At 72.3% G+C, this 22259-nt stretch carries 20 protein-coding genes; 13 read left to right on the top strand and 7 right to left on the bottom strand.

The window, feature by feature from the left end; genetic code table 11:
- Positions 1 to 73: 73 nt before the first annotated feature.
- On the top strand, positions 74 to 673 hold the full coding sequence (locus tag AB0L37_RS33220) for a transglycosylase family protein (protein ID WP_365513986.1): 600 nt from the start codon (positions 74 to 76) through the stop codon (positions 671 to 673).
- Positions 674 to 764: 91 nt separating this feature from the next.
- Positions 765 to 1355 carry a transglycosylase family protein gene (locus AB0L37_RS33225; RefSeq protein ID WP_365514047.1) on the top strand — a complete coding sequence of 197 codons (591 nt, stop codon included), beginning with the start codon at positions 765 to 767 and terminating at the stop codon, positions 1353 to 1355.
- On the opposite strand, the gene AB0L37_RS33230 is transcribed toward AB0L37_RS33225, so the two are convergent.
- From AB0L37_RS33230 to AB0L37_RS33240, 3 genes are read right to left on the bottom strand one after another with little or no spacing between them, the layout of a single operon-like run.
- Positions 1330 to 2028 (bottom strand): ATP-binding cassette domain-containing protein, encoded by a 699-nt coding sequence (locus AB0L37_RS33230; RefSeq protein WP_365513989.1) that lies wholly within the window; start codon positions 2026 to 2028, stop codon positions 1330 to 1332. The two genes, AB0L37_RS33225 and AB0L37_RS33230, sit on opposite strands and share 26 nt — an antisense overlap.
- Before the next feature lie 8 nt (positions 2029 to 2036).
- A complete protein-coding gene (locus tag AB0L37_RS33235) occupies positions 2037 to 4700 on the bottom strand; it encodes an ATP-binding cassette domain-containing protein (protein WP_365513992.1) in 2664 nt (887 codons plus the stop codon).
- A gap of 4 nt (positions 4701 to 4704) precedes the next feature.
- Positions 4705 to 5169 carry a hypothetical protein gene (locus AB0L37_RS33240; RefSeq protein ID WP_365513995.1) on the bottom strand — a complete coding sequence of 155 codons (465 nt, stop codon included), beginning with the start codon at positions 5167 to 5169 and terminating at the stop codon, positions 4705 to 4707.
- Positions 5170 to 5336: 167 nt separating this feature from the next.
- On the opposite strand from AB0L37_RS33240, the gene AB0L37_RS33245 reads away from it, so the two are divergent.
- The 4 genes from AB0L37_RS33245 (at position 5337) to AB0L37_RS33260 (ending at position 9395) form a co-directional block, all read left to right on the top strand.
- The gene (locus AB0L37_RS33245; protein ID WP_365514050.1) at positions 5337 to 5876 is read left to right on the top strand and encodes a hypothetical protein; all 540 of its coding nucleotides are present in this window, start codon (positions 5337 to 5339) and stop codon (positions 5874 to 5876) included.
- Positions 5851 to 7140, top strand: coding sequence for an ABC transporter substrate-binding protein (locus AB0L37_RS33250; protein WP_365513998.1), 1290 nt, complete (start codon positions 5851 to 5853; stop codon positions 7138 to 7140). Before AB0L37_RS33245 ends, AB0L37_RS33250 begins: the two co-directional genes overlap by 26 nt.
- A 165-nt stretch (positions 7141 to 7305) precedes the next feature.
- On the top strand, positions 7306 to 8562 hold the full coding sequence (locus AB0L37_RS33255) for a glycosyltransferase family 4 protein (RefSeq protein ID WP_365514001.1): 1257 nt from the start codon (positions 7306 to 7308) through the stop codon (positions 8560 to 8562).
- Between the two features lie 53 nt (positions 8563 to 8615).
- The gene (locus tag AB0L37_RS33260; RefSeq protein ID WP_365514053.1) at positions 8616 to 9395 is read left to right on the top strand and encodes a hypothetical protein; all 780 of its coding nucleotides are present in this window, start codon (positions 8616 to 8618) and stop codon (positions 9393 to 9395) included.
- 70 nt (positions 9396 to 9465) lie between these two features.
- Here AB0L37_RS33260 and ctaD read toward each other — a convergent pair whose 3' ends face one another.
- Entirely contained in the window at positions 9466 to 11175 is a 1710-nt protein-coding gene (gene ctaD, locus AB0L37_RS33265) for a cytochrome c oxidase subunit I (protein WP_365514005.1), read from the bottom strand.
- Between the two features lie 425 nt (positions 11176 to 11600).
- Here ctaD and AB0L37_RS33270 point away from each other — a divergent pair, with 425 nt between their 5' ends.
- A complete protein-coding gene (locus AB0L37_RS33270; protein WP_365514009.1) occupies positions 11601 to 11816 on the top strand; it encodes an I78 family peptidase inhibitor in 216 nt (71 codons plus the stop codon).
- 116 nt (positions 11817 to 11932) lie between these two features.
- On the opposite strand, the gene AB0L37_RS33275 is transcribed toward AB0L37_RS33270, so the two are convergent.
- Both AB0L37_RS33275 and AB0L37_RS33280 read right to left on the bottom strand, forming a co-directional pair.
- Positions 11933 to 12955 (bottom strand): phosphatase PAP2 family protein, encoded by a 1023-nt coding sequence (locus tag AB0L37_RS33275; RefSeq protein WP_365514012.1) that lies wholly within the window; start codon positions 12953 to 12955, stop codon positions 11933 to 11935.
- Positions 12956 to 13179: 224 nt separating this feature from the next.
- The gene (locus tag AB0L37_RS33280; protein WP_365514015.1) at positions 13180 to 14313 is read right to left on the bottom strand and encodes a hypothetical protein; all 1134 of its coding nucleotides are present in this window, start codon (positions 14311 to 14313) and stop codon (positions 13180 to 13182) included.
- A 246-nt stretch (positions 14314 to 14559) separates the two neighbouring features.
- On the opposite strand from AB0L37_RS33280, the gene AB0L37_RS33285 reads away from it, so the two are divergent.
- Positions 14560 to 16182, top strand: coding sequence for an MFS transporter (locus AB0L37_RS33285; RefSeq protein WP_365514018.1), 1623 nt, complete (start codon positions 14560 to 14562; stop codon positions 16180 to 16182).
- Between the two features lie 80 nt (positions 16183 to 16262).
- Here AB0L37_RS33285 and AB0L37_RS33290 read toward each other — a convergent pair whose 3' ends face one another.
- Positions 16263 to 16709: a cell division protein SepF gene (locus AB0L37_RS33290; protein ID WP_365514021.1), complete on the bottom strand. Its 447-nt coding sequence runs from the start codon at positions 16707 to 16709 to the stop codon at positions 16263 to 16265.
- A 356-nt stretch (positions 16710 to 17065) separates the two neighbouring features.
- On the opposite strand from AB0L37_RS33290, the gene AB0L37_RS33295 reads away from it, so the two are divergent.
- From AB0L37_RS33295 to AB0L37_RS33315, 5 genes are all read left to right on the top strand, one after another.
- Positions 17066 to 18313, top strand: a complete 1248-nt coding sequence (locus AB0L37_RS33295) for a DUF5685 family protein (protein ID WP_365514024.1) — start codon at positions 17066 to 17068, stop codon at positions 18311 to 18313.
- Positions 18314 to 18507: 194 nt separating this feature from the next.
- Complete coding sequence (locus AB0L37_RS33300; protein ID WP_365514027.1) at positions 18508 to 20793, top strand: nitrate- and nitrite sensing domain-containing protein; 2286 nt, start codon at positions 18508 to 18510, stop codon at positions 20791 to 20793.
- On the top strand, positions 20790 to 21218 hold the full coding sequence (locus AB0L37_RS33305; protein ID WP_365514030.1) for a roadblock/LC7 domain-containing protein: 429 nt from the start codon (positions 20790 to 20792) through the stop codon (positions 21216 to 21218). The genes AB0L37_RS33300 and AB0L37_RS33305 overlap by 4 nt, the downstream gene beginning before the upstream one ends.
- Positions 21215 to 21562, top strand: a complete 348-nt coding sequence (locus AB0L37_RS33310; RefSeq protein ID WP_365514033.1) for a DUF742 domain-containing protein — start codon at positions 21215 to 21217, stop codon at positions 21560 to 21562. Before AB0L37_RS33305 ends, AB0L37_RS33310 begins: the two co-directional genes overlap by 4 nt.
- Positions 21546 to 22139: an ATP/GTP-binding protein gene (locus AB0L37_RS33315; RefSeq protein ID WP_365514035.1), complete on the top strand. Its 594-nt coding sequence runs from the start codon at positions 21546 to 21548 to the stop codon at positions 22137 to 22139. Before AB0L37_RS33310 ends, AB0L37_RS33315 begins: the two co-directional genes overlap by 17 nt.
- Positions 22140 to 22259 lie beyond the last annotated feature (120 nt).

Below are 22259 nucleotides of genomic sequence, written 5' to 3' on the forward strand. Positions count from 1 at the left end.
GGTTGATGCGGGCCGTGTGGGCTGCCTAGATTCCAGCGCCGTCTGCACCTCGCAGTCCACGAGAGGGAATCTCATGTCCGTGCCGACACGTACGGCTCGAACGACAGCGGCATTCGCCGGGGCGGCTCTGCTCGCCCCGCTCGGTCTCCTCGCCCTCGGCGGCACCGCCCACGCGGCGGACGCCGGCGTCTGGGACCGCATCGCCCGCTGCGAGAGCGGCGGAAACTGGCACATCAACACCGGCAACGGCTACTACGGCGGGCTCCAGTTCTCCGCCGGCACCTGGCGCGCGTACGGCGGAGGGGCCTACGCCGGGACGGCCGACCGGGCGTCCAAGGCGCAGCAGATCGCCGTCGCCGCCAAGGTGCAGCGCGCGCAGGGCTGGGGCGCCTGGCCCACCTGCTCGGCCCGGGCCGGCGCGTACGGCGGTGCGCCGTCGGCGGCGAAGGCCTCCAAGAGCGCGCCCAAGTCCACGGCCCCGAAGCGGGCTTCGGGGCACGCGGACCGCGGATCGGCCCGGCGCGGCGGCTACGTCGTGCGCTCCGGGGACACGCTCGGCAGCATCGCGGCGGCGCACGGGGTGAGCTGGAAGCGCCTCTACGCCGTCAACGAGGCGGTGATCGGAGCCGATCCGGACCTGATCGTGCCGGGCCGGCGCCTGCTGCTGGGGTAGCCCGTCCGCCGACCGGGTGGGGCCGCGCCGGGTGCGGCGCGGCACGGGAGGCGCCCCCGTGCCCGCTGCTTAGCGTGACGCGATGCACCTGATGCCCGCCCTGATGTCCACGATGCCGAAGCCGCCGGAGGTCCGGCGCTGGGCGGTGAGCCTGCTGGGCGCACTGCTCGCGCTGGCGCTTGTCCCGGTCGCCGCGTCCGCCTCCCCGCCGCCCGCCCCGGGCCCGGGGGTCATCGTCCGCAAGCCGTACGACTGCGCCCGCGATCAGTGGCCGTGGTCCTGCCTCGCGGAGTGCGAGAGCAGCGGCGACTGGAAGAAGAACACCGGCAACTCCTTCTACGGGGGGCTCCAGTTCTGGCAGCCCACCTGGGAGGAGCACGGCGGGCTCAAGTATGCGCCGCGCGCGGACCTCGCGACCCGCGCCGAGCAGATCGAGATCGCCGAGGAGGTGCTGCGCAGCCAGGGCTGGCGGGCCTGGCCCGCCTGCTCGAAGGCGTACCGGCTCGACGGGCGCGTCCATGTGGTGCAGCGCGGCGAGACGCTCGCCTCGATCGCGGCCCGGTTCAAGGTGAAGGGCGGCTGGCGGGCGCTGTACAAGGCCAACCGGGACATGGTCGGCCCGCACCCGGACCGGCTCAACGTGGGGACGATGCTGCTCATTCCGAAGACCGGTAAGTCGTAGCCCGCTCGGCTGTCCCGCAAGGGGTGGCCCGCTCGGTCGCCTCGCCCGCGAACACCACGGTGCCGCGGCCGAGTTCGTACACCAGGACTGCCGCCCCGCCCGCGCCGCCCGTGCGCAGGCCGGGCGGCAGTCGCTGTTCGGCGAGGACCACGCAGGCGTCCAGACCGCCCAGCAAGGCGTACGTGCGGTGCGCCACCGGCGGGGACATGCCCTGGGCCGGTTCGTCGACCAGGACCACGCGGGCGCGCGACAGCAGGGCGCGGGACACGGCGAGCATGCGCTGCTCGCCACCGGAGAGGGTGCCCGCGCGACGTCCGAGGAGCGGGCGCAGCTCCGGATAGGCGTCGAGGGCGGTGGTGAAGTCCCCGTCGGGGGAGGCGAGTTCGAGGTTCTCGGCAACGCCGAGGGAGGCGAAGACGGCCTGCCGGTCGGGGACGAAGCACAGGCCCGCCGCCGCGCGGGCGTGCGCCGTGCGCCGGGTGACGTCGACGCCGTCCCAGGTGACGGTCCCGCCGGACAGCGCGACGGTGCCGGCGAGGGCGCGCAGGACGGTGGTGCGGCCGGAGCCGTTGCGGCCGAGCAGGACGGTGACCGTCCCGGCGGGGGCGGCGAGGGTGAGGCCGTGCAGGGCTTCCAGGGGGCCGTAGCGGACGCGGGCGGCGCGCAGTTCCATGCCCCGCCTCATGGTGTCCGCCGCTCGTCCAGCACCGCGTCCGGGCGCCCGGACGACACCAAATTGCCCGCCGTCAGGACGTGGACCGTGTCCGCGAGGTCCGCCACCAGGTCCAGGTCGTGCTCGACGACCAGCACGGCCGTCCCGTCGGCGGCCAGAGCCTTCAACAGGCCTGCCAGATAAGCGACTTCTGCGTCGTCCAGGCCCGCCGCGGGTTCGTCGAGCAGCAGGACGTGCGGGCCGCCCGCGAGGGCGCGGGCCAGTTCGACCCGGCGCAGGGTGCCGGTCGGCAGATCGGCGGTGGGCCGCTCGCCCCGCAGGCCGAACAGCCGGAGCAGGCGGGGGACGGCCGCCGGATCCCGGACGCGGCCCTGCTCGGCGCCGATGCGAAGGTTCTCGGCCACGGTCAACGACGGGAAGACGACGAGCTGTTGGAACGTGCGGGCCACGCCGAGCCGGGTGCGGGCGTGGGCCGGCAGCGCGGTGATGTCCCGCTCCCCGAACCGCACCCGGCCCGCGTCGGGCCGCAGCGTCCCGGCGAGGCAGTGGAACAGGGTGCTCTTGCCCGCCCCGTTGGGCCCGATGACAGCGGTGATCCGCCCGGCGGGGACGCGCAGGCTGACGTCACGCAGGACGGGGCGGCCGTCGTAGGTGACGGTGAGGTGGGCGGCGGAGAGGGTGGGCGTGGGCTGTGTGGGGGAGTGGCTCAGCTCTCTGCCGCCGCCCCCCGACTTGGGCAATCCGCCGCCTTGGGCGGCAGGGTGGGCAAGGCGGCCCTCCAGCGCGGGCCGCGCTTTGTGGAGGCCCCCGCCCCGACGCAGCGCATCCCGCACTTCAGCGCCCCGCACAGTGAGCCGCCCCCGCCCCCGTCCCCGTACGAGAACCGCCCGCACCGCCTCGTACGGCCCCTGCGGGAAGCGGCCCACCAGTACAGCGAGGACCCCCACGACCGCCGCCGCGACCCCGCCGCGCGCCCCCGCGTCGAGGCCCACCAGGAGCGCCGCGCCGGCCAGGGCGCCGAGGGGGCTGTCCGCGCCGAGCACCACGATCGCCGCGAACCACAGCAGGCCGCGCACCGGGTCGTACGCGCCGGGGTCGAAGGAGCGCAGGCCGAACGCCAGCAGGCCGCCGCCGAGCGCCGCGAGCCCCGCGCCCACCACGAACGCCGCCACCTTCAGCGCCGGCACCGGCACCCCGGCCGCCGACGCCCCCGCCTCGTGGTCCCGTACGGCGGCCAGCGCGCGTCCGGTGCGGCCCCGGCGCAGCGCCGCGACGACGGCCAACGCCCCGGCGAGCAGGGTCAGTTCGAGGACGTAGTACGCCCGGTCGCCGTCGAAGCCGGCCGGGCGGCCCGGGGCGAGGCCCGACGCCGCGTACGGCTGCGCGAACACGAACCGGCTGACTCCGACGCCCACCGCGAACGTGGCCAGTGCGAGCGCGAGGCCGTGCCGGCCGATCGCGGGTACGGCGGTGAGCAGCCCGAGCGGAGCGACCAGCAGGACCGCGAACAAGAGCGCGGCGAGGCCGGGGAGTTGGGGGAGTCCCGGGAACCTCCCCAGCGACAGGAGCGAAGCGAAGAGGGCGCCGAGGCCCGCGAACGCGCCCTGCCCGAGCGCCAGTTGACCCGCCCGGCCCGTCACCACCACCAGCGAGAGCAGGATCAGGGCCAGCGCAGGTATCTGGATCGACGTCTGGAGGTCCGAGCCCGCGAAGCCCAGCGGCAGCAGGAACAGGACCGCCGCCACCGGCCAGGCGCCCGGCGGCGCGGGCACCACGTGCCGGGTCGCCGCGCGCGGCAGATCCCCCTTCCCGCCGATCCCGGGCAGCACGAGCGCCGCGACGAGCAGCGCCACCACGAACAGGTTCGCCCCGACCGCCTGGAGCAGCGGCTCGGCCCGGCCGCCCGGGTGCAGCCGCGTCAGCTGGCTCTGTGCCACCCCGATGGTGAGCGCCACGACGACCGCCACGGAGAGGAGCCGCATCCGCGCGGCCACCGCCACCGCCACGACCTCCATCACGAGCAGCGGCAGACCGTACGGGTCGAGCCGCACGTACGGGGCGAGCAGCACGCCCGTCAGGCCCGCCGTGAACGCGCCGAACGCCCAGCCCGCCGCCGCTACCCGGTCCGCGTCGACACCACCGAGCACCGCCAGCGGCCGGTTGTCGACGACGGCCCGCAACTGCCCGCCGAACCGCGTCCACCGGGTGACCGCCCACACCGCGACCCCGAGCGCGCACGCCACGCCCAACTGCCCCCATGGTTCGGCCGGGATGAGCGTCGGGGCGTCCTCCTGCGCGCCCGTGCCCCACAGCAGCGCCGCCGCGCCGACGAGCAGGACGAACACGCCGATCGACGCGACGAGGGTGCGCGCCGGATCGGCCCCTGCGGTGGCGAGTGACCTGAACACCCAGCGCTCCAGGGCGAGTCCGAGCGCCGGAGCCGCGCCGAGCAGCACGAGCGCCGCCCCCGCCCACAGCGGCCAGCCCCACCCCACCACCAACTGCCGCAGCAGACAGGCGCAGAACATCGCGATCGCCCCGTGCGCGAAGTTGAGCACACCCGTCGCGCGGTGGGTGACGATCAGGCCGATCCCGGTCAGCGCCGCCGCCGCGCCCACGGACAGGCCGGCGAGCGTGAGGTCGTACGTGAGGCCGTCCGCGAAGGGGGGCACCGCCTCAGCTCCCGCCGCGGGGCTCGCAGATGGGGCACGGGCCCAGGCCGCCGGACGCGATGGCGCCCGCGTCGGCCGGCACCGCCTGCGGCTTGCCCTCGACGAGCGGACAGTCCGCCCGGTGCCACAAGGTGCCGCCGGGGACCATCAGAAGGTCGCCGCTGGAGGCGAGCGGGGCGAGGTCCGGCTCGCCCGCGGCCGGGTTGTCGACCGCGACCAGAAGCTCGTACAGCTCCGTCACGCGGGAGGTCGCCAGGGTGCCTCTGCCGTACGTGAGGAGCACGGCGCCGGCGACGATCAGGGCCGCACCGGGCACCGTGCACGAGGCGAGATAGGGCAGTTGGCGCTCGGCGAACCGCTCGCCGGACATCCCGTACCAGCCGACCACGCAGAGCACCGCTCCCGCGGCGAGAGCGGCGAGGCCCGCCCACAGGACGGGGCGCACTGTACGTAGCCGGGCAGTCCGCATCGTTGGCTCCCCACGGTGTCGTGTGTTGCCTGTGTCTGGTCTTGTCGGCCGATCGCTTGCACTATGCCTTCTGACAGGCCAACCCTGAAAGCTCCGGGCGGAGTTGAGGTCCGGACCGACATCCGGCGGTGAGCCCTTTGGTTCTCTGGAGCAGCAGCGGGAGCAGCATCGGGACGGGGCGCGGACGGGCCGCGGCGCTCGTCCTCGTCACGGCCCTGGCACTCGGACCGGCGCTCACGGCGTGCGGCGACGACAGCGGCGGCGGGGACGGCAGTCCGCCGCCCACCCCGTCCTCGCAGGAGCCGAGCCCGTCGTCCGGGAAACCGAGCCCCCGCGCGGACGCGCCGAAGGACCGGGCAGCCGCCGAGAAGGAGATCAAGAAGAACTGGAAGAAGTTCTTCGACCCCTCCGTGCCGATGAAGGAGAAACAGACCGTCCTGGAGGACGGCGCGAAGATGGGGCAGGTCCTCAAGAGCTTCAGCGGCGACAAGCGCGGGGGCCAGGTCGAGGCGACCGTCGACACCATCGCGTTCACGTCGGCGACGGCCGCGGACGTGACGTACGCGCTGGCGCTCAAGGGCGCCACCGTCCTGCCCGACGCCAAGGGGACCGCGGTCGAACAGGACGGGACGTGGAAGGTGTCCGTCAACACGCTGTGCGCGCTGGTGCAGTTGAGCGGCAATGCCTCGCCCGGCCCGGGCTGCTAGGGCGTTCGCCGCGGGCCTCGCACTCCTGGCGGTCACGGCATGCGGCTCGCGGCTGCCGGAGAGCGACTTCGAGCACCGCGCCACGCCCACGGCGCCACGGTCCGCGGCGCCGATCCGCGTCGGCATCGTCACCAGCGCCACCAGCCCCGTCGGCGGCAGCACCTTCACCGACACCCGCGACGGCGCACAGGCGTACTTCCGGAACCTGAACGCGAAAGGCGGCATCCAGGGACGCCGTGTCGAGGTGCACACCTGTGACGACGGCGGCAGCGGCGTCGGCAACAACGGATGCGTGCACCAGCTCATCGACGAGGAGAAGGTCGTCGCCCTCGTCGCCACGACCTCCCTCGACTACGCGGGCGCGGAACGCGTCTCCCGCGCGCGCGTGCCCGACATCGGCGGCCAGCCCATCGGTGCCGCCTACGACACGTATCCGCACCTGTACGGGATCTACGGCAGCCTCGCGCCGCGCGACGGGACGCCCGGCTGGGACGGCAAGCTCTACGGCGGCACCGAGGTGTACCGCTACTTCAAGCGCGAACAGGGCGCCCGCACCGCCGCCGTCGTCTCCTACAACCAGGCGGCGTCCGCCGCGTACGCACGGCTCGTGAGGCGCGGTCTGAAGGCCGAGGGGTACCGCGTGGTCACCGAACAGGTCGACTTCGCCCTGCCGAACTTCCGCGCCGTGGCAGCCGACTTGAAGGAGCGCGGCGTCGACCTGGTCTTCGACGCCGTCGACGCGCACGGCAACGCCCGGCTGTGCGCGGCCATGGACCGGGCCGGCGTCCGCGTCACCGCGAAGGTCACGAACGTACAGAACTGGACGTCGTCCGTCGCCGCCGACTACAAGGACGCCCCGCACTGCCGGGACGCCCTGTGGGCGACCGGCGCGAGCCGCAACTACGAGGACACCGGGCACCCGGCCGTGCGCGCCTTCCGCGCCGCGACAAGGACGTTCAAGACGCACTCCCAGTGGCAGCTGGAGGGCTGGGCCGCAGCGATGTGGTTCAGGGACGCCGCGCGCTCCTGCCCCGGCGGCGACGTCACGCGCGCGTGTGTCGACCGCTTCATGAACCGGGGGACGCCGTACACCGCCGACGGGCTCCTGATCCCCGTCACCTACCGGAGGCTTCCCGATCCGCCCCGGGCCCGGAAGGCGTGCCTGTCGGTCGCACGGTGGACGGACAGTAAGGGCTGGGTCACCCAGGACGGTGACATGAACGACACGTGCTTTGACGTTCCGCAACTCTCCTACCAGCCATGACGTGCCCCTGATGGACGAAATGGCCAAATGGTTCCACGGATTGCTTACCAATCCGGCAACCGTTCTGGAACAAGATGATGATGAAGAACAACCCTCGTCGGGGCATCCCTGTCTAACCATGCGGTAGGCGGACTGTCCGCAGGATTTGGTGAGATACGGGGACGCATGCAGATTTCTTTCCTGATTCACAATGCGTACGGGATCGGAGGGACGATCCGCACCACGTACAACCTGGCCAACACCCTGGCCGAGCACCACGACGTGGAGGTTGTCTCCGTCTTCCGCCACCGTGACGAGCCGGTCTTCGCGCCTGACCAGCGCGTCCGGCTGCGACACCTCGTCGACATCCGCACGGACTCCGCCGGCTACGACGGCGACGAGCCCGGGTTCTCCGAGGCCGCCTCCGTCTTCCCGCGGGCCGAGGGCCGCTACGAGCAGTACAGCGCGCTCACCGACCGGCGGATCGCCGAGCACCTCGCGGGCGTCGAGGCCGACGTGGTGATCGGCACGCGGCCCGGGCTCAACGTGCACCTGGCCAAGGAGACCCGCCGCGGCCCGCTGCGCGTCGGCCAGGAACACCTCACGCTCGACACGCACAGCCCGAGCCTGCGCCGCACGCTGCGCAGCGTGTACCCGCGTCTGGACGCGCTCACCACGACCACCGAGGCCGACGCACGCGCCTACCGCGCCGGCATGCGGCTGCCCGGCGTCCGCGTCGAGGCCATGCCCAACCCGGTGCCCGAGCCCGGCGTCGCGCCCGCCGACGGCTCCGGCAAGTGGGTCGTGGCCGCGGGGCGGCTCGCTCCCGTCAAGCGGTACGACCTGCTGATCAGGGCCTTCGACAAGGTGCGCGCCGAGCGGCCCGACTGGCGGCTGCGCATCTACGGCGGCGGCAAGCAGAAGGACAAGCTCCGCGACCTCATCGACGAACTCGGCCTGTACAACCACGTGTTCCTCATGGGCCCGGCCAACCCGATCGAACCCGAATGGGCGAAAGGTTCCCTCGCGGCCGTGACCTCGACCTTCGAGTCGTTCGGCATGACGATCGTCGAGGCGATGCGGTGCGGTCTGCCGGTCGTCTCCACCGACTGCCCGCACGGCCCCGGCGAGATCATCGACAACGGCGTCGACGGCCGCCTGGTCGAGGTGGGCAACGTCGACGCGATCTCCGGCGGCCTCCTCGAACTCATCAACGACGACGACCTGCGCCGGGAGATGTCCGCGCGCGCCGTCACCCGCTCCGCGCGCTTCGACCCGGCGCGCATCGCCGAGCGCTACGAGAAGCTCTTCGGCTCGCTCACCGCACGCGGCGGCTCCACCTCGCTGCTGCACCGGGCGCGCGGCTCCCTGCTCGGCGGCGCCTACGCCGTGCGCGACGCGGGACGCACCGCGTTCCAGGCCGGCAAGGGGCGCACCGCATGACGCCACTGGCCACGACCACCCCTGCGCCCGGGGCCGACGACAGGACCGTCCGCATGGCACCACGCGCCGACTGCATCGCCGACTCCGCCGGCGGGCTCACCTTCGACGTCACCGACCACGGGGCGCCCGGCCCGGCCCACCTCGTGCTGATGAACCGGGCGAGCGGGGAGGAGACGCGGCTCCCGCTCACGCCGGTGGGCGACGGCAGGCTGCGCGCCTCGCTGCCGATCAGCGTGGGGCTGCCCGAGGGGCGCTGGGACGTGTACGTGCAGGTGGCCGGGGACGAACCGGTGCGTCTGACGCCGGGCGTGAACGATCTGCGCTCGCTCGTGGACCGGGCGCCGAGCGGCTCGCGCGGCCATGTCGCCGTCCGGATCCCGTACGCGACGAAGCACGGCAATCTCACCGTGCGCAGCTGGCTGCGGGCGCCGCACGCCGAGGCGGGTGAACTCCTCATCGAGAACGGTGAGTTGACCGTGCGCGGACGGCTGTACGGCGCGCAGTTCTCGGCCAAGGCCTGTGTGGAGATACGTTCCCGCGCGGCGGCCGGTCCGGTCCTCCAGGCCGAACTGGACGTGGACGGGGTGCAGTTCGCGCTGCGCATCGGGTACGACGAGCTCTCCAAGGGGCGTTGGGACGTGTGGCTGCGACCGGCCGGGGAGGACGGCCCGCAGGTACGGGTGGCCCGGCTGCTCGACGACATCGCCGACAAGAAGCCGATCTTCACGTACCCGGCGCAGCGAGTGGGCTCCGCCGGACGGGAGTTGGAGGCTGAGCCGTACTACACCGGTGACAACGATCTCGCGATCGTCGTCACCGAGGTGAGCGCCTAGGCGCCGTTGCGGGCCGGCGGCTTCTCGCGGGTGCGGACGCGTCGTGGTTGCTCGCCGTTCCCCGCGCCCCTTACGGGGCGCTCTCGTCCGGGCCGTGCAGGGCCGCGGTCTTCGACGGGGCGTGCTCCTCGAAAGCCGCGAACTCCGGGTGGTGGAGGTCGAACGCCGGGGACTCCGAGCGGATCTTCGGCAGGGTCGTGAAGTTGTGCCGCGGCGGCGGGCAGGACGTCGCCCACTCCAGGGACCGGCCGAACCCCCAGGGGTCGTCGACCTCGACCTTCTCCCCGTACTTGGCCGTGCGCCAGATGTTGTACAGGAAGGGGAGCGTCGAGATGCCGACGAGGAACGCCCCGATCGTGGAGAGGGTGTTGAGCGCCGTGAAGCCGTCGGCCGCGAGGTAGTCCGCGTACCGGCGCGGCATCCCCTCCGCGCCCAGCCAGTGCTGCACCAGGAACGTGGTGTGGAAGCCGACGAACAGCGTCCAGAAGTGGATCTTTCCGAGCCGTTCGTCGAGCATCTTGCCGGTCAGCTTCGGCCACCAGAAGTAGAACCCGGCGAACGTCGCGAAGGCGACGGTGCCGAAGACCACGTAGTGGAAGTGCGCCACGACGAAGTACGAGTCCGAGACGTGGAAGTCCATCGGAGGCGAGGCCAGGATCACGCCGGTCAGACCGCCGAACAGGAACGTCACCAGGAAGCCGATGGACCACAGCATCGGCGTCTCGAAGGACAGGGACCCCTTCAGCATCGTGCCGCACCAGTTGAAGAACTTGACCCCGGTCGGCACCGCGATCAGGAACGTCATGAAGGAGAAGAACGGCAGCAGCACCCCGCCCGTCGTGAACATGTGGTGGGCCCAGACGACCACCGACAGACCGGTGATGGCCATCGTCGCGCCGACCAGCATCGTGTAGCCCCAGATCGGCTTGCGGCTGAAGACCGGCAGGATCTCGCTGACGATCCCGAAGAACGGCAGCGCGATGATGTAGACCTCGGGATGGCCGAAGAACCAGAAGAGGTGCTGCCACAGCAGCGCGCCTCCGTACTGCGCCTCGAAGACCACCGAGCCGAACCGCCGGTCCGCCTCCAGGCACAGCAGCGCGGCCGCGAGCACGGGGAACGCGAGCAGCACGAGGATCGACGTGAACAGCGTGTTCCACGTGAAGATCGGCATCCGGAACATCGTCATGCCGGGCGCGCGCATCCCGATGATCGTCGTCAGGAAGTTCACCGAGCCGAGGATCGTGCCGAACCCGGCCAGGGCGAGCCCCATGATCCACATGTCGGCGCCGATCCCGGGCGAGCGGGTCAGGGAGTTGAGCGGCGCGTACGCGAACCAGCCGAAGTCCGCGGCCCCGCCCGGCACCACCAGCGAGCCGAGCACGATCAGGCCGCCGAAGAGGAACAGCCAGTACGAGAGCATGTTCAGGCGGGGGAACGCGACGTCCGGCGAGCCGATCTGGAGCGGCATGATCTCGTTGGCGAACCCGGCGAACGTCGGCGTCGCGAAGAGCAGCAGCATGATCGTGCCGTGCATCGTGAAGAGCTGGTTGTACTCCTCGCTGGACAGGATCTGCATGCCGGGGCGGGCCAGTTCGGCGCGCATCAGCAGCGCCATCACGCCGCCGACCAGGAAGAATCCGAACGCGGTGATCAGATACAGGTGGCCGATCTTCTTGTGGTCGGTGGTGGTCAGCCAGTCCACGACGATCCGGCCCGGCCGGCGTCCCCCGGCCGACTCGGCTGTCACAGGCCCGGCCTGGACCCCGGTCGTTCCCATCGCTGCCCCCTCGCTGCTCGCGCGCCTCGGGCCTGCTTCGAACTCAGGCCATGATGCGCGCGCGGGTACCCGCCGCGACAGGGGGCGTACGCCCCTTTCTCGCATGGACAGACAATTCCCGGACGGCCTCAACTCGCCCGCCGTGCCGCCGTATTCGGAATGCCCGGGGAATTTCCGGACGCGTCGGCGATAAAGGTGACGGGGCCGTGCGGCATCCTTTCCGCGGGCATCCGGAATTGCGTCCGCCGCAAGCGGAGAGCCCTTGGTAAGAGGTGAGTAAGAAGTAAGGAACCGCCCGATCGTGTGAGCGAGCTCGGGGCAATCAACTGTCGTGATCTTGTGACGAAAGCGTGACCGTACGACTGTGTGACGGGCCCTCGCGGACGGCCCTGGCGCCTCCCGCGCGCACCGCCTACGGTGGCCGTATGGCACCCATTCCGACCCCGCCCGCAGACCCCCAGGACGACCTCTCCGCGTACGTCGGACTCGACGCCGAGGGCGCCGAGCGGCAGGCGCGCGGCCGCGGCTGGTCGACCGTCCGCAAGCTCGCGCCGGGGACGATCATCACCATGGAGTACCGCGCCGGCCGGCTGAACTTCGAGGTCACCGACGGCAGAGTGACGCGCTCCTGGAAGGGCTGACAGGCCCTCCGGGGTGAGCGTGTGCGAAGGCCCCCGGGACCTGTGAGGTTCCGGGGGCCTTCGCTGCGCGGGCTGGTTGTGCGTACCGGGCCCGCTGTCTGTGGGGTGGTGCTCTCCTATGCCCTCTGCGGGTCCGTCGTGGCTGGTCGCGCAGTTCCCCGTGCCCCTGAAGGGCGCCGGCTGCCTGCCGGGGTGACCGGGGTGCGCTCGCCGCGCGGGGTGTGCGGGCCCTGCGGCATGAGCGCGGTGTGGCGGCCCGTGGTGCGGGCGGCGCCGACCGGCTCGCGCGCGCGGATCTCGTCCTCGGCCGGCGCGGGCGTGCGCTGCGGGACCATCGCGGGCGCCGGTACCGGCTGCGGTGCGAGGGCCGGAGCGGTGCGGCGGCCGCGCAGCCGGTCGCGGACCGCGAAGATCACGGCTTCGGCGCGGGCGACCAGCGGCTCGCACCAGGGGAGCGCGAGCAGGATGAGCAGGCCGGCGGCCCAGCCCAGAAGGACGTCGCTCAGCCAGTGCGTACCGAGGTAGACGGTGGTCAGGCCCACGCTCAGGGAGATCACGGCGGAGACCGCGGACAGCCAGCGCCGGGCGCGCGGCGTGGAGGCCAGGTAGGCGAGGATGCCCCAGGTCACCACGGCGTTCGCCGTGTGGCCCGAAGGGAATATGTCGCCGCCCTGCCACATCTCGTTCGAGCCGACGAGCGTCGCGTAGTGCGGGCCCGCGCGGCCCATGCCCAGCTTGGCGGCGCCCACCGTGAGGTTGAGCAGCAGCAGCGCGGTGCCGAACATCAGCAGCGGGCGCAGCGTGTGCTGACGCCACGAGCGCCAGCCCAGCCAGGCCATCACCATGACCGCCGTCGGGCCGCGCTGGCCCAGGACGACCCAGTAGTCGAGGAACGCGTGGATCTCGGGCCACTGCTGGTACGGCCGGAAGAACATGACCTGCCAGTCCAGGGCGACCAGCCACGACGTCATGAGCACGGCCACGACGATGGTGAGGTAGAAGGACAGGGTCAGCCCGAAGAGCACGACGCGGTGCCGGCTCATCCTGGGGATGTCCAGGTTGGCCGGCCGTTCGGGCTCGCGGTCGAGCCGGGCGAAGACCCGCTCGATGCGCCGGGTCAGGTTTCGTTCGGTACGCACCCAATCGACGCTACAGCGGGCGCGCCGCGGACCAGGACGAAACAGTGGCTTTGTGATGACGATGTGATGTGGGATTGATCTCAGGACGCCATGTATTCCCCGGATTCCGGTAACTCGATACGGAAGTCCCGCGGAATTGAATGATCGTTTTCCGGTTCTGGTTATGTGGCGCTTATCAATGCGTTCACCCTTTGCTGGCACGGAATTCTCCGTCCGCTCATCGGTCAGGGCGGCCCCGACCCGTTGAGCCAGAACGCCCCGTACCCCGCCGACACCAGGGCCAGGCCCCCGAGCACCCACGCCGACCTGCTCGTTCGCCACCGGGCGAGCGCCACCGCGAGCGGCAGCAGCAGCGGGAACGCGGGCAGCAGCAGCCGCGGCTTGGACCCGAAGTACCCCGAAGCGCACAGGGCAAGCGCGACGACGATCCCCGTATGGACGAGCAGCGGCACCGGCTGGCGCTGTCGGACCCCTGCCACGTAGAGCCAGATCACGAGCGCGACCCCGACGATCAGACCGATCCCGGCGAGCGCCCCCAGAGGTGACGTGAACTTGTCGGCGACGAAGCGGGCGAAGGACAGGCCGCCGTCGAATCCGTTGCCCCACTGCCCCTGGACGTCGAGATAGCCGAAGAGCCCGCCGCCCGTACGGTGTCCCACCCACAGCACGTACGCCGCCGCGCCCAGCGGGGCGAGCAGCACGCCGAGCACGAGCCGCCACGATGCGCGCCGCTCCCGTGCGACCCACAGCGCCGCCGCCACCCACACCGCCGCCACGACGGCCGCGCCGACCGGCCGGGTCAGCCCGGCGAGCGCGGCGAGCAGACCCGCGCTCACCCAGCGCTGCCGCACGGCCGCGTACAGTCCCCACGCCGCGAGCGCGGTGAACAGCGCCTCGCTGTACGCCATCGAGGCCACGATCCCCACTGGCAGCGCACCCCACAGGACCGCGAGGCAGATCCCCGCCCGCCGCCCGTACAGGTGGTCGCCGACGGCGAAGATCCCCCAGGCCGCCGCGAGCGAGGCCACCCACGCGACGAGGAGACCCGCGTCCGCGTACGACAGCGGGCTCACCGCGGCGACCGCCCGCTCCAGCCACGGCAGCAGCGGGAAGAAGGCGAGGTTCGAGTGCACGCTCCCGTCCGGCAGCGTCACCGACCAGCCGTAGCCGTGCTCGGCGACCCGCGTGTACCAGAGGGAGTCCCAGCGCGCGGTGAGCAGGGTGTGCGGGCTCTTGCCCACGGCCGCGCTCCACAGCGCCAGGGCGAGCAGCCCGAGCGCGCGCACCCCCGCGTAGCCGAGGAGTGCGGGCAGGGCGCGCCGCGGGGAGGGCCGGTCTCGTCGATCCACTTCGGTCACGGCCCGATTATCGGCGCCCACCTCATGTGTTCCGCACGGCCCCAGGTCTCCCGCGAGTGGCGCACACCACACCGGCCTGATGGTTTCGTGAGAGCTCTGCCACGTGCCACCGGCCCGAACTCGCGTACTCTGACGGCTCACTCGCCTTCCGCAGCGGGGCCGGGAGACCGCTCCTCCCGACCGAAGACCGCGGGCTTCCCCAGCCCCCGGATCCGCCGGACGCGAGGAACACTGGGAGGTACGCACATGTCCGGGACGAACACGGCCACCGGACGCCTGCGCCAGCGACTGGCCGCTGTGGGCGCCCGCACCAACCGCTGGGTCGTTCTCGTCGTCCTGTGCACGAGCCTGCTCCTGGTCGCGCTCGACTCGACCATCCTCTACGTCGCCCTGCCCTCGGTCACCGAGGACCTGCGGCCCACCTCGGTCGAGCTGCTGTGGATCGGCGACGCCTACCCGCTGGTCTGCGCCTCGCTCCTGATCCTCTTCGGCACGCTCGGCGACCGTGTCGGCCGCCGCAGAATCCTGTTGCTCGGCTACGCCCTGTTCGGCGCGGCCTCCGCGCTCGCCGTGTTCTCCGACACCGCGCAGGTGCTCATCCTGGCCCGCGCGCTGCTCGGCATCGGCGGCGCGATGATCATGCCCGCGACGCTGTCGATCCTGCGGGACGTCTTCCCCGACCGGCACGAGCGGGCCGTCGCCATCGGCGTGTGGACCGCGGTCGCCGCGATCGGCGCCGCCACCGGGCCCGTCCTCGGCGGCTTCCTCGTCGAGCACTTCTGGTGGGGCTCCGTCTTCCTCATCAACATCCCGCTGATGGCCGTCATGCTGCCGCTGTGCCGGGTCCTCGTGCCCGAGTCCAAGGGCCGCGCGGACGGACCGTGGGACCTGTTCGGCGCGCTGCTCGCCGCCCTCGGCGTGCTCGGCGTCGTCTACGGGATCAAGGAACTCGGCATCGAGCGCGACCTGCTCGACGCCGGCGCGGTCCTGCCGTTCCTCGCGGGCCTGGGGCTGCTCGTGCTCTTCGTGCGCCGCCAGCGCCGCCGCGAGCACCCCCTCATCGACATGCGGCTGTTCTCCCGCGCCGCCTTCACCACGTCCGTGGGCTGCATCGTGATCGCGATGCTCGCCCTGGTCGGCCTGGAACTCATCGCCGTCCAGTACCTCCAGCTGGTCCTCGACCTCAGCCCGCTGGAGACCGGCCTGCGCATGCTGCCGCTGACCTTCGCGGCCATGGTCGCGGGCGTCCTCGGCTCCGCGATACTGCGCCGCGTCGGCCCGCGCCGCATGGTCAGCTACGGGTTCGCGCTCACCGCCTGCGCGGTCCTGCTGCTGTGCCTGATGGGCGAGCAGGACAAGCCGATGCTGCTCAGCACCGGCTTCATACTGCTCGGCTTCGGCTTCCAGTCCACGCTCTTCGGGGCGTACGAGTCGATGCTCACGGAGGCGCCCGCCGACGACGCCGGAGGCGCGGCCGCCATCGGCGAGACCTCGTACCAGCTGGGCGCCGGCATGGGTATCGCGCTGCTCGGCTCGGTGATGAACGCCGCGTACGCGCCGGGTCTCGAGCACGTGAACGGGGTGTCCGCGTCGGCCAGTGGCGCGGCCGGGCACTCGCTGGGGGAGGCGTACCAGATCGCCGCGCAGCTCGGGGGCGCGGCGGGGCACTCGCTGCGGGAGGCCGCGCGGGCGGCGTTCGTGCACGGGCTGCACGTGACGCTCGTGGTCAGCGCGGCGCTGCTGTTCCTGGGCGCGCTGGCCGCACGGAAGCTGCCGAAGCGGATGGACTGCGAGGCCGCGCTGGCGGCGGAGGAGGCTGCCGTGGCGGCGCCTCGTCGGCCGTCGCGGGCCGAGTCGTCGGTCGTCTGACCACCGGCCGGCGGTGTCGTCCCTCCCACCCGCCCGACAGCTGAGCGGAGGGGAAGGAGGGGCAACACCCGGCCGGGTGGTCAGCTCTGGTTGAAGAAACCGTCCGGGTGCGTGCCCGCCTCGCGGCCCGAGACGATCTGCGTGTCCGCGGGGGTCAGCAGGAAGACCCGGTTCGCGACCCGGTCGATCGAACCCCGCAGGCCGAAGATCAGCCCCGCCGCGAAGTCGACGACGCGCTTGGCGTCGGTGGGCTCCATGGACGTGAGGTTCATGATGACCGGGACGCCGTCCCGGAACATCTCGCCGATCCGCCGCGCGTCCCGGAAGCTGTCCGGCGTCACGGTACCGATGCGGCGGCCGCTCTCCTCGGCCTCCTCCGTGGCCACCTTGACGCGCGGGTCCGTGACCCAGGCGGCAGGCCCGGCGGCGGGCTCGGGGCCCTCGTCGTAGTCGTCGTCGTAGTAACGCTCGTCATCGTTGTCGTCGACGAGGCCAAGCCAGGCACTCGCCTTGCGCACCGATCCCATGGACGCCTCCTCTCACAGCGGTTCCTCTGCGTTCCGCATGTTGTGCATCCCCAATGTTCGTCCATGATGCAGATGCGGCGCCAAGTGGATAGTCGCCGCGCGGGGTTTTCGTGACGGTACTGGTGCACAGTCAACACGGTGTTGCCCCCGTGTTCCCAAGGGCTGTACGGGGCCCGGCTGCTGATAGTGAGTGAAATATGATTCTTCACGGCGTTCGGGTGATGCACGGTGCGTGCGGGTGAACGGCGCGTTGTCGCAGGTGCTCGGTACGATGCCTCCTCGCACGGTCAATTGGAAGATGACGAGACGCGGCTACCCGGTTGACGCTTCGTCATACGGCGCACGGGGGAGTCGCCTTGTTCGGAATCGTCCGGCCCTGCAGTCACCGGCTCGGTGACGGTCTGAAGGCCCAGTGGATGGCTCATCTGTGCGGGCTGTGCCTCGCACTGCGCGGCGATCACGGGCAGTTCGCCCGGGTCGTCACGAACTACGACGGTTTGCTGGTATCGGTTCTGACGGAGGCTCAGACCGAGCGCACCGGGCCGGGCCGCCGCCAGGCGGGACCCTGTCCGCTGCGCGGGATGCGCACCGCGTCCGTCGCGCAGGGCGAGGGCGCACGGCTCGCCGCCGCCGTCTCGCTGGTCCTCGCCGCGGCGAAGGTGCGCGACCACATCGACGACCGGGACGGCCTCTTCGCCCGCAGACCGGTGGCCGTCGCCGCCCGGAAGGTCGCCGCGAGCTGGGGAAGGGCCGGTGCCCGTACGGGATCTGACGTCGGGTTCGATACGGCGGTGCTGCTCGACGCCGTCGAGCGGCAGGCCGGGATCGAGGCCATCGCCGGGCCCGGCACCTCCCTGCTCACCGTGACCGAGCCGACCGAGACCGCGACCGGCGCCGCCTTCGCGCACACCGCGTGGCTCGCCGGACGCCCGCACAACGCGGAACCGCTCGCCGAGGCGGGCCGGCTCTTCGGGCGCCTCGCGCACCTCCTGGACGCCGTCGAGGACCGGGACGCCGACGCCGCGGCGGGCGCCTGGAACCCGCTGACGGCCACCGGCACCTCGCTCCCCGAAGCGCGCCGGCTCGCCGACGACGCCGTGCACGGGATCCGGCTCGCGCTGCGCGAGGTCGACTTCGTGGACGGCAAGCTCGCGCATCTGCTGCTCGTGCACGAGCTGGGGCGGTCCGTGGACCGGGCGTTCGGGACCGGCGGCTGCGTCGCGGGGCACGCGCACTCCGGGGGCGCGTCCACGCCGCAGGGCGAGGGATGGCAGCCGGCCGGTTCGGGAGCGTACGCGTCCAACAATCCGTACGGGGGCGGTCCTGGCGGTGCCGGCTCCGGCGGTCCTGGCGGTCCCGGCGGGTTCGGGGGCGGTCCTTCCTTCCAGCCGCCCAAGCCCGGCAAGCGGGGCTTCTTCGCGGGGTGTGCCGTCGCGATCGGGCTCTGCTGTACGTGCAAGGTGTGCTGCGCCGACGAGTTCGAGGGGCCCTGGTCGCGGAAGAAGCGCGAGGGCGCCTGCACCAACTGCGACGGCTGCGACTGCTCGTGCTGCGAGGCGTGTTCGTGCTGCGAGTGCTGCTCCTGCTGCGACTGCGGACTGTGAGGCACTGGCCCGGTATACGGAGCACGGGTTCCCCGAACGAGTGGGCGGGCCCCACCTGCGGGTGGGCGGAATCGCTGTTTCCAGGACGTAAAACAAACACATGATCCGGTGACCGGGCTCGGTGAGGGCTCGTTGGCCGGGCGCAGAAGCACCGTTTCTGCCCCGCCAACTCGCCCTCTCCATAAGGCACTTCAGTGGATCTCGTATCGCCCGTCGCGTCCTTCGCGGCGAAACCCAGAACCATCCGCACCCGGCTGTCGCGCATCCTCGGACTCGCCCTCGCCGTCCTGCTCGCGCTGCTCGGCGTGTTCGCCGCCGAGCAGATCACCGGCTACCGCAATGCCGCCGACACCGCCGCCGACGCCCGCCTGGAGGTCACCCTCCAGGGCCTCGTCCACGAACTCCAGAAGGAGCGCGGCCTCACCACCGGCTACGTCGGTGGCGTACGGCAGTTCAGCGCGAAGCTGCCCGCCCAGCGCAAGGCCACCGACGCCGCGCGCACCGCCCTCGAGGACGCCCTCGCCGCGCAGGACGGCGGCGGGGCCACCCGCGCCTCGCTCGGGCGGCTCGCCGGGCTCGCGGGCATCCGCGAGAGCGCGGACGACGGCAGCGGCCAGGTGAAGGCCACCTTCGACTACTTCACCGACACCATCGCCGTCCTCGCCCGCGCCGGACGCGGCCTCGACGACGTCCAGGACGGCTCGCTGCGCGACGCCTACCAGACCCTTCAAGTCCTCGGCACCGCGAAGGAGTTCATGGGGCAGGAGCGCGCCATCGTGCTCGGTTCCGTACGCGCCGGAGGGCACTTCCGCGGCAGCGACTACAGCCGCTTCATGGAGATCCGCTCCGGTCGGCTCGCCGCGCTCGACACCTTCCCCGCCACCGCGACCGCCGCGCAGGAGAGCCGGCTCGATGACGCGCTCGCGACGCCCGACGCGGTGCGCGCGCTCGGGTACGAGTCGACCGCCGTGCGCGGCGCCGGCCGGCTCACCTCGTACCAGGTGCCGCCTATGGCCTGGTGGGACGCGATGACGTCGACCATCAACGGCCTGCGCGACGTGCAGGTCTCCATCGGCGCCGACGTCGAGAACCGGGCCGCCGAGCTGGAGAGTTCGGCCCAGCGCGACCTGCTCCTGTTCGTCCTGTTCGCGTTCGCCGTGATCGCCGCCCTGGGCGCGCTCGCCTACGACTGCGTACGGTCCGTCTCCGCACCGCTGAGCGGACTCGCCGAGGAGGCCCGCGACGTGGCGGGCAGCCGGCTGCCGCAGGCCGTCGCCGCCGTCCAGGCCGCCGGGGGCGAGATGCCCGCACCGCCCGCGCCGCTGGCCCTCGACTCCCGGGCGGGGGCCGAGGTCCGGGAGGTGGCCGACGCCTTCGACCGGGTGCAGCGCGCCGCGTTCGACCTCGCCACCGAGCAGGCCGTCCTGCGCAGGAACGCCACCGAGTCGCTGGTCAGCCTCGGCCGCCGCAACCAGAACCTGGTCCGCCGGCAGATCAGCTTCATCAACAAGCTGGAGCACGAGGACGCCGACCCCGACACCCTCGCCAACCTCTTCGAACTCGACCACCTGGCCACCCGTATGCGCCGCAACGCCGAATCCCTGCTCGTCCTCGCCGGGGAGTCGAGCCCGCGCACCTGGTCGACGCCGCTGTCCATGACGGACGTGCTGCGCGCCTCGCTGTCCGAGGTCGAGGAGTACCGCCGCGTCACGCTGCGGCGTGTCGAGCCCGCCCACCTCTCCGGCTCCGTCGTCGCCGAACTCGCCCACCTGCTCGCCGAGTTGGTGGAGAACGCGCTGAGCTTCTCGCCGCCGGACTCCGACGTGGAGGTCGAGGGGCGGCGCACCAGCGCGGGCTATCTCATCGCGATCGTCGACCACGGCATGGGCATGGACACCCAGGCCATCGCCGAGGCCAACGTACGACTGTCGGGCACGGCCAGCTTCATGGCCGAACCCACCCGGTTCCTCGGCCACTTCGTGGTCGGCGCGCTCGCCCGCAAGTGCGGGATCGAGGTGCGGCTCGGCGAGGCGCCCGCCGCCGGTGTCGTGGCCCGCGTGCTGATCCCGGTGGGGCTGCTCACGGAGGCGGCCGCGGTGACCGCGACGGCTCCGGCGTCCCCGGTGGCCGCAGGGGCAGCGGTGCCCGCCGGGCAGAAGGCGCCCGTGCCCGAGCCCCGCAAGGAGTCCGCCCCGGTGCGCAAGCCGGCCGGCACCGGTTCGTCGTCCGCGGCGCGTACCCGTAACGGACTGGTCAAGCGCCCGCAGCGCAGCGCCATCTCGAAAGCGGTCCACGAGACCGACGCGCCCCGCAGGCCCGCGCCCACCGGGCCCGTCGTCGAGCGGAGTCCCGAGGACGTGTCCGGGATGCTGTCCGGTCTGCGCAGCGCCCACATGCGGGGGGCCATCAGCGTGGAGAAGGAACGCAAGGAACAGCAGAAGCAGCAGCCGAAGCAGGCCGAGGGGCAGGGCGAGAAGTGACCACCGTCGACACGCGGGGCGACTCGCAGACCTTCAACTGGCTCATCGCCAACTTCGTCCGCAACACGGACGGGGTGCGTGACGCCGTCGCCGTCTCCTCCGACGGACTGCTCATCGCCGTGTCGGACGGGCTCGGGCGGACCGAGGCCGATCATCTCTCCGCGATCGTGTCGGGCCTGTCCAGCCTCGCGCGCAGCGCGTCGAAGCGGTACAGCTTCGACGGCGTGAAGCTCATCATGATCGAGATGGGGCGCGGCTTCCTGCTCGTCTCGGCGATCCGGGACGGCAGCTGCCTGGGCGTACTCGCCGACAGCAGCGGTGAACTCGGCCTCGTGGGCTACGAGATGGCCGTCCTCGCCGAGCGCGCCGGTGATCTGCTCACGCCGACGCTCATCGCCGATCTGCGACAGGCGCTGCCACGATGAGTGGGGGCGCGTCCGGTGAGGACACCCAGTTCGTGCGGCCGTTCATCATCACCGGCGGGCGGGCGCTGCCCGCGCAGGCCGATCTGCGCCTGGAGACGCTCGTCGTCGCCGTCGGGACGGACGCCGGCGGCCCGGCCCTGGCCTTCGAGCACCAGCGGATCGTCGCGCTGTGCCAGGAACCCCTCACCGTGGCGCAGGTCGCCGAGGGGATCGGCGTGCCGCTCGGTGTCGCCAAGGTGCTCGTCGCCGACCTCGTCGTCGGCGGCCGGCTGTCGTGCTCGCAACCCGCGGAGCTGCCGCTCCACACGCTCGAAAGGATCAGGGACCATGTCAGGGCGCTCTGAACGCGTAGCCCCGCTGGCCGTGAAGATCGTGGTCAGCGGGGGGCTCGGCGTCGGCAAGACCACGTTCATCGGGGCGATCTCGGAGATCGAACCGCTCGACACGGAAGCGGCGATCACCCAGGTGTCGGTGGGCGTCGACTCGCTCGACGGGGTCGAGGGCAAGACGACCACGACCGTCGCGCTCGACTTCGGGCGGATCACGCTCGACCCGACGCTCGCGCTGTATCTGTTCGGCACGCCCGGGCAGGACCGGTTCTCGTTCCTCTGGGACGACCTGGTCGAGGGCGCCATCGGGACGGTCGTGCTCGTGGACACGCGGCGGATCGAGGACTGTTTTCCGGCGCTCGACTACTTCGAGGCGCAGGGGGCGGCGTTCGTGCTCGCCGTGAACCGGTTCGACGGGGCGGAGCGGTTCGACGTCGCCGAGATCCGGGAGGCGTTGGGGATCGCGGACGGGGTTCCTGTCATCGAGTGCGATGCGCGTGCGCGGGGCTCGGTGCGGGATGTGCTCGGGGCGCTGATGGATCAGGTGATCGGGGTGCGGGTGGGGGCGCTCTCGTCCGCCGGGTCCCGCTGAGTCGGCCTCTGCGGGTTGAGTCGGGCTGGTCGCGCAGTTCCCCGCGCCCCGGGGGGGGGGGGGGGGGGCGGGGGGGGGCTGGGGGGGGGGGGCGGGGGGGGCGAGGGAGCGAGCGGAGAA

Source organism: Streptomyces sp. NPDC052225 (genome assembly GCF_040679615.1).
Lineage (GTDB): Bacteria > Actinomycetota > Actinomycetes > Streptomycetales > Streptomycetaceae > Streptomyces.

Excerpts from the sequence above, each read along its gene's own strand:
- AB0L37_RS33220 (WP_365513986.1), top strand. The coding sequence starts at position 74 with ATGTCCGTGCCGACACGTACGGCTCGAACGACAGCGGCATTCGCCGGG.
- AB0L37_RS33225 (WP_365514047.1), top strand. The coding sequence starts at position 765 with ATGCCCGCCCTGATGTCCACGATGCCGAAGCCGCCGGAGGTCCGGCGC.
- AB0L37_RS33230 (WP_365513989.1), bottom strand. The coding sequence starts at position 2,028 with ATGGAACTGCGCGCCGCCCGCGTCCGCTACGGCCCCCTGGAAGCCCTG.
- AB0L37_RS33240 (WP_365513995.1), bottom strand. The coding sequence starts at position 5,169 with ATGCGGACTGCCCGGCTACGTACAGTGCGCCCCGTCCTGTGGGCGGGC.
- AB0L37_RS33250 (WP_365513998.1), top strand. The coding sequence starts at position 5,851 with ATGCCTCGCCCGGCCCGGGCTGCTAGGGCGTTCGCCGCGGGCCTCGCA.
- AB0L37_RS33255 (WP_365514001.1), top strand. The coding sequence starts at position 7,306 with ATGCAGATTTCTTTCCTGATTCACAATGCGTACGGGATCGGAGGGACG.
- AB0L37_RS33260 (WP_365514053.1), top strand. The coding sequence starts at position 8,616 with ATGGCACCACGCGCCGACTGCATCGCCGACTCCGCCGGCGGGCTCACC.
- ctaD (WP_365514005.1), bottom strand. The coding sequence starts at position 11,175 with ATGGGAACGACCGGGGTCCAGGCCGGGCCTGTGACAGCCGAGTCGGCC.
- AB0L37_RS33270 (WP_365514009.1), top strand. The coding sequence starts at position 11,601 with ATGGCACCCATTCCGACCCCGCCCGCAGACCCCCAGGACGACCTCTCC.
- AB0L37_RS33285 (WP_365514018.1), top strand. The coding sequence starts at position 14,560 with ATGTCCGGGACGAACACGGCCACCGGACGCCTGCGCCAGCGACTGGCC.
- AB0L37_RS33290 (WP_365514021.1), bottom strand. The coding sequence starts at position 16,709 with ATGGGATCGGTGCGCAAGGCGAGTGCCTGGCTTGGCCTCGTCGACGAC.
- AB0L37_RS33310 (WP_365514033.1), top strand. The coding sequence starts at position 21,215 with ATGAGTGGGGGCGCGTCCGGTGAGGACACCCAGTTCGTGCGGCCGTTC.
- AB0L37_RS33315 (WP_365514035.1), top strand. The coding sequence starts at position 21,546 with ATGTCAGGGCGCTCTGAACGCGTAGCCCCGCTGGCCGTGAAGATCGTG.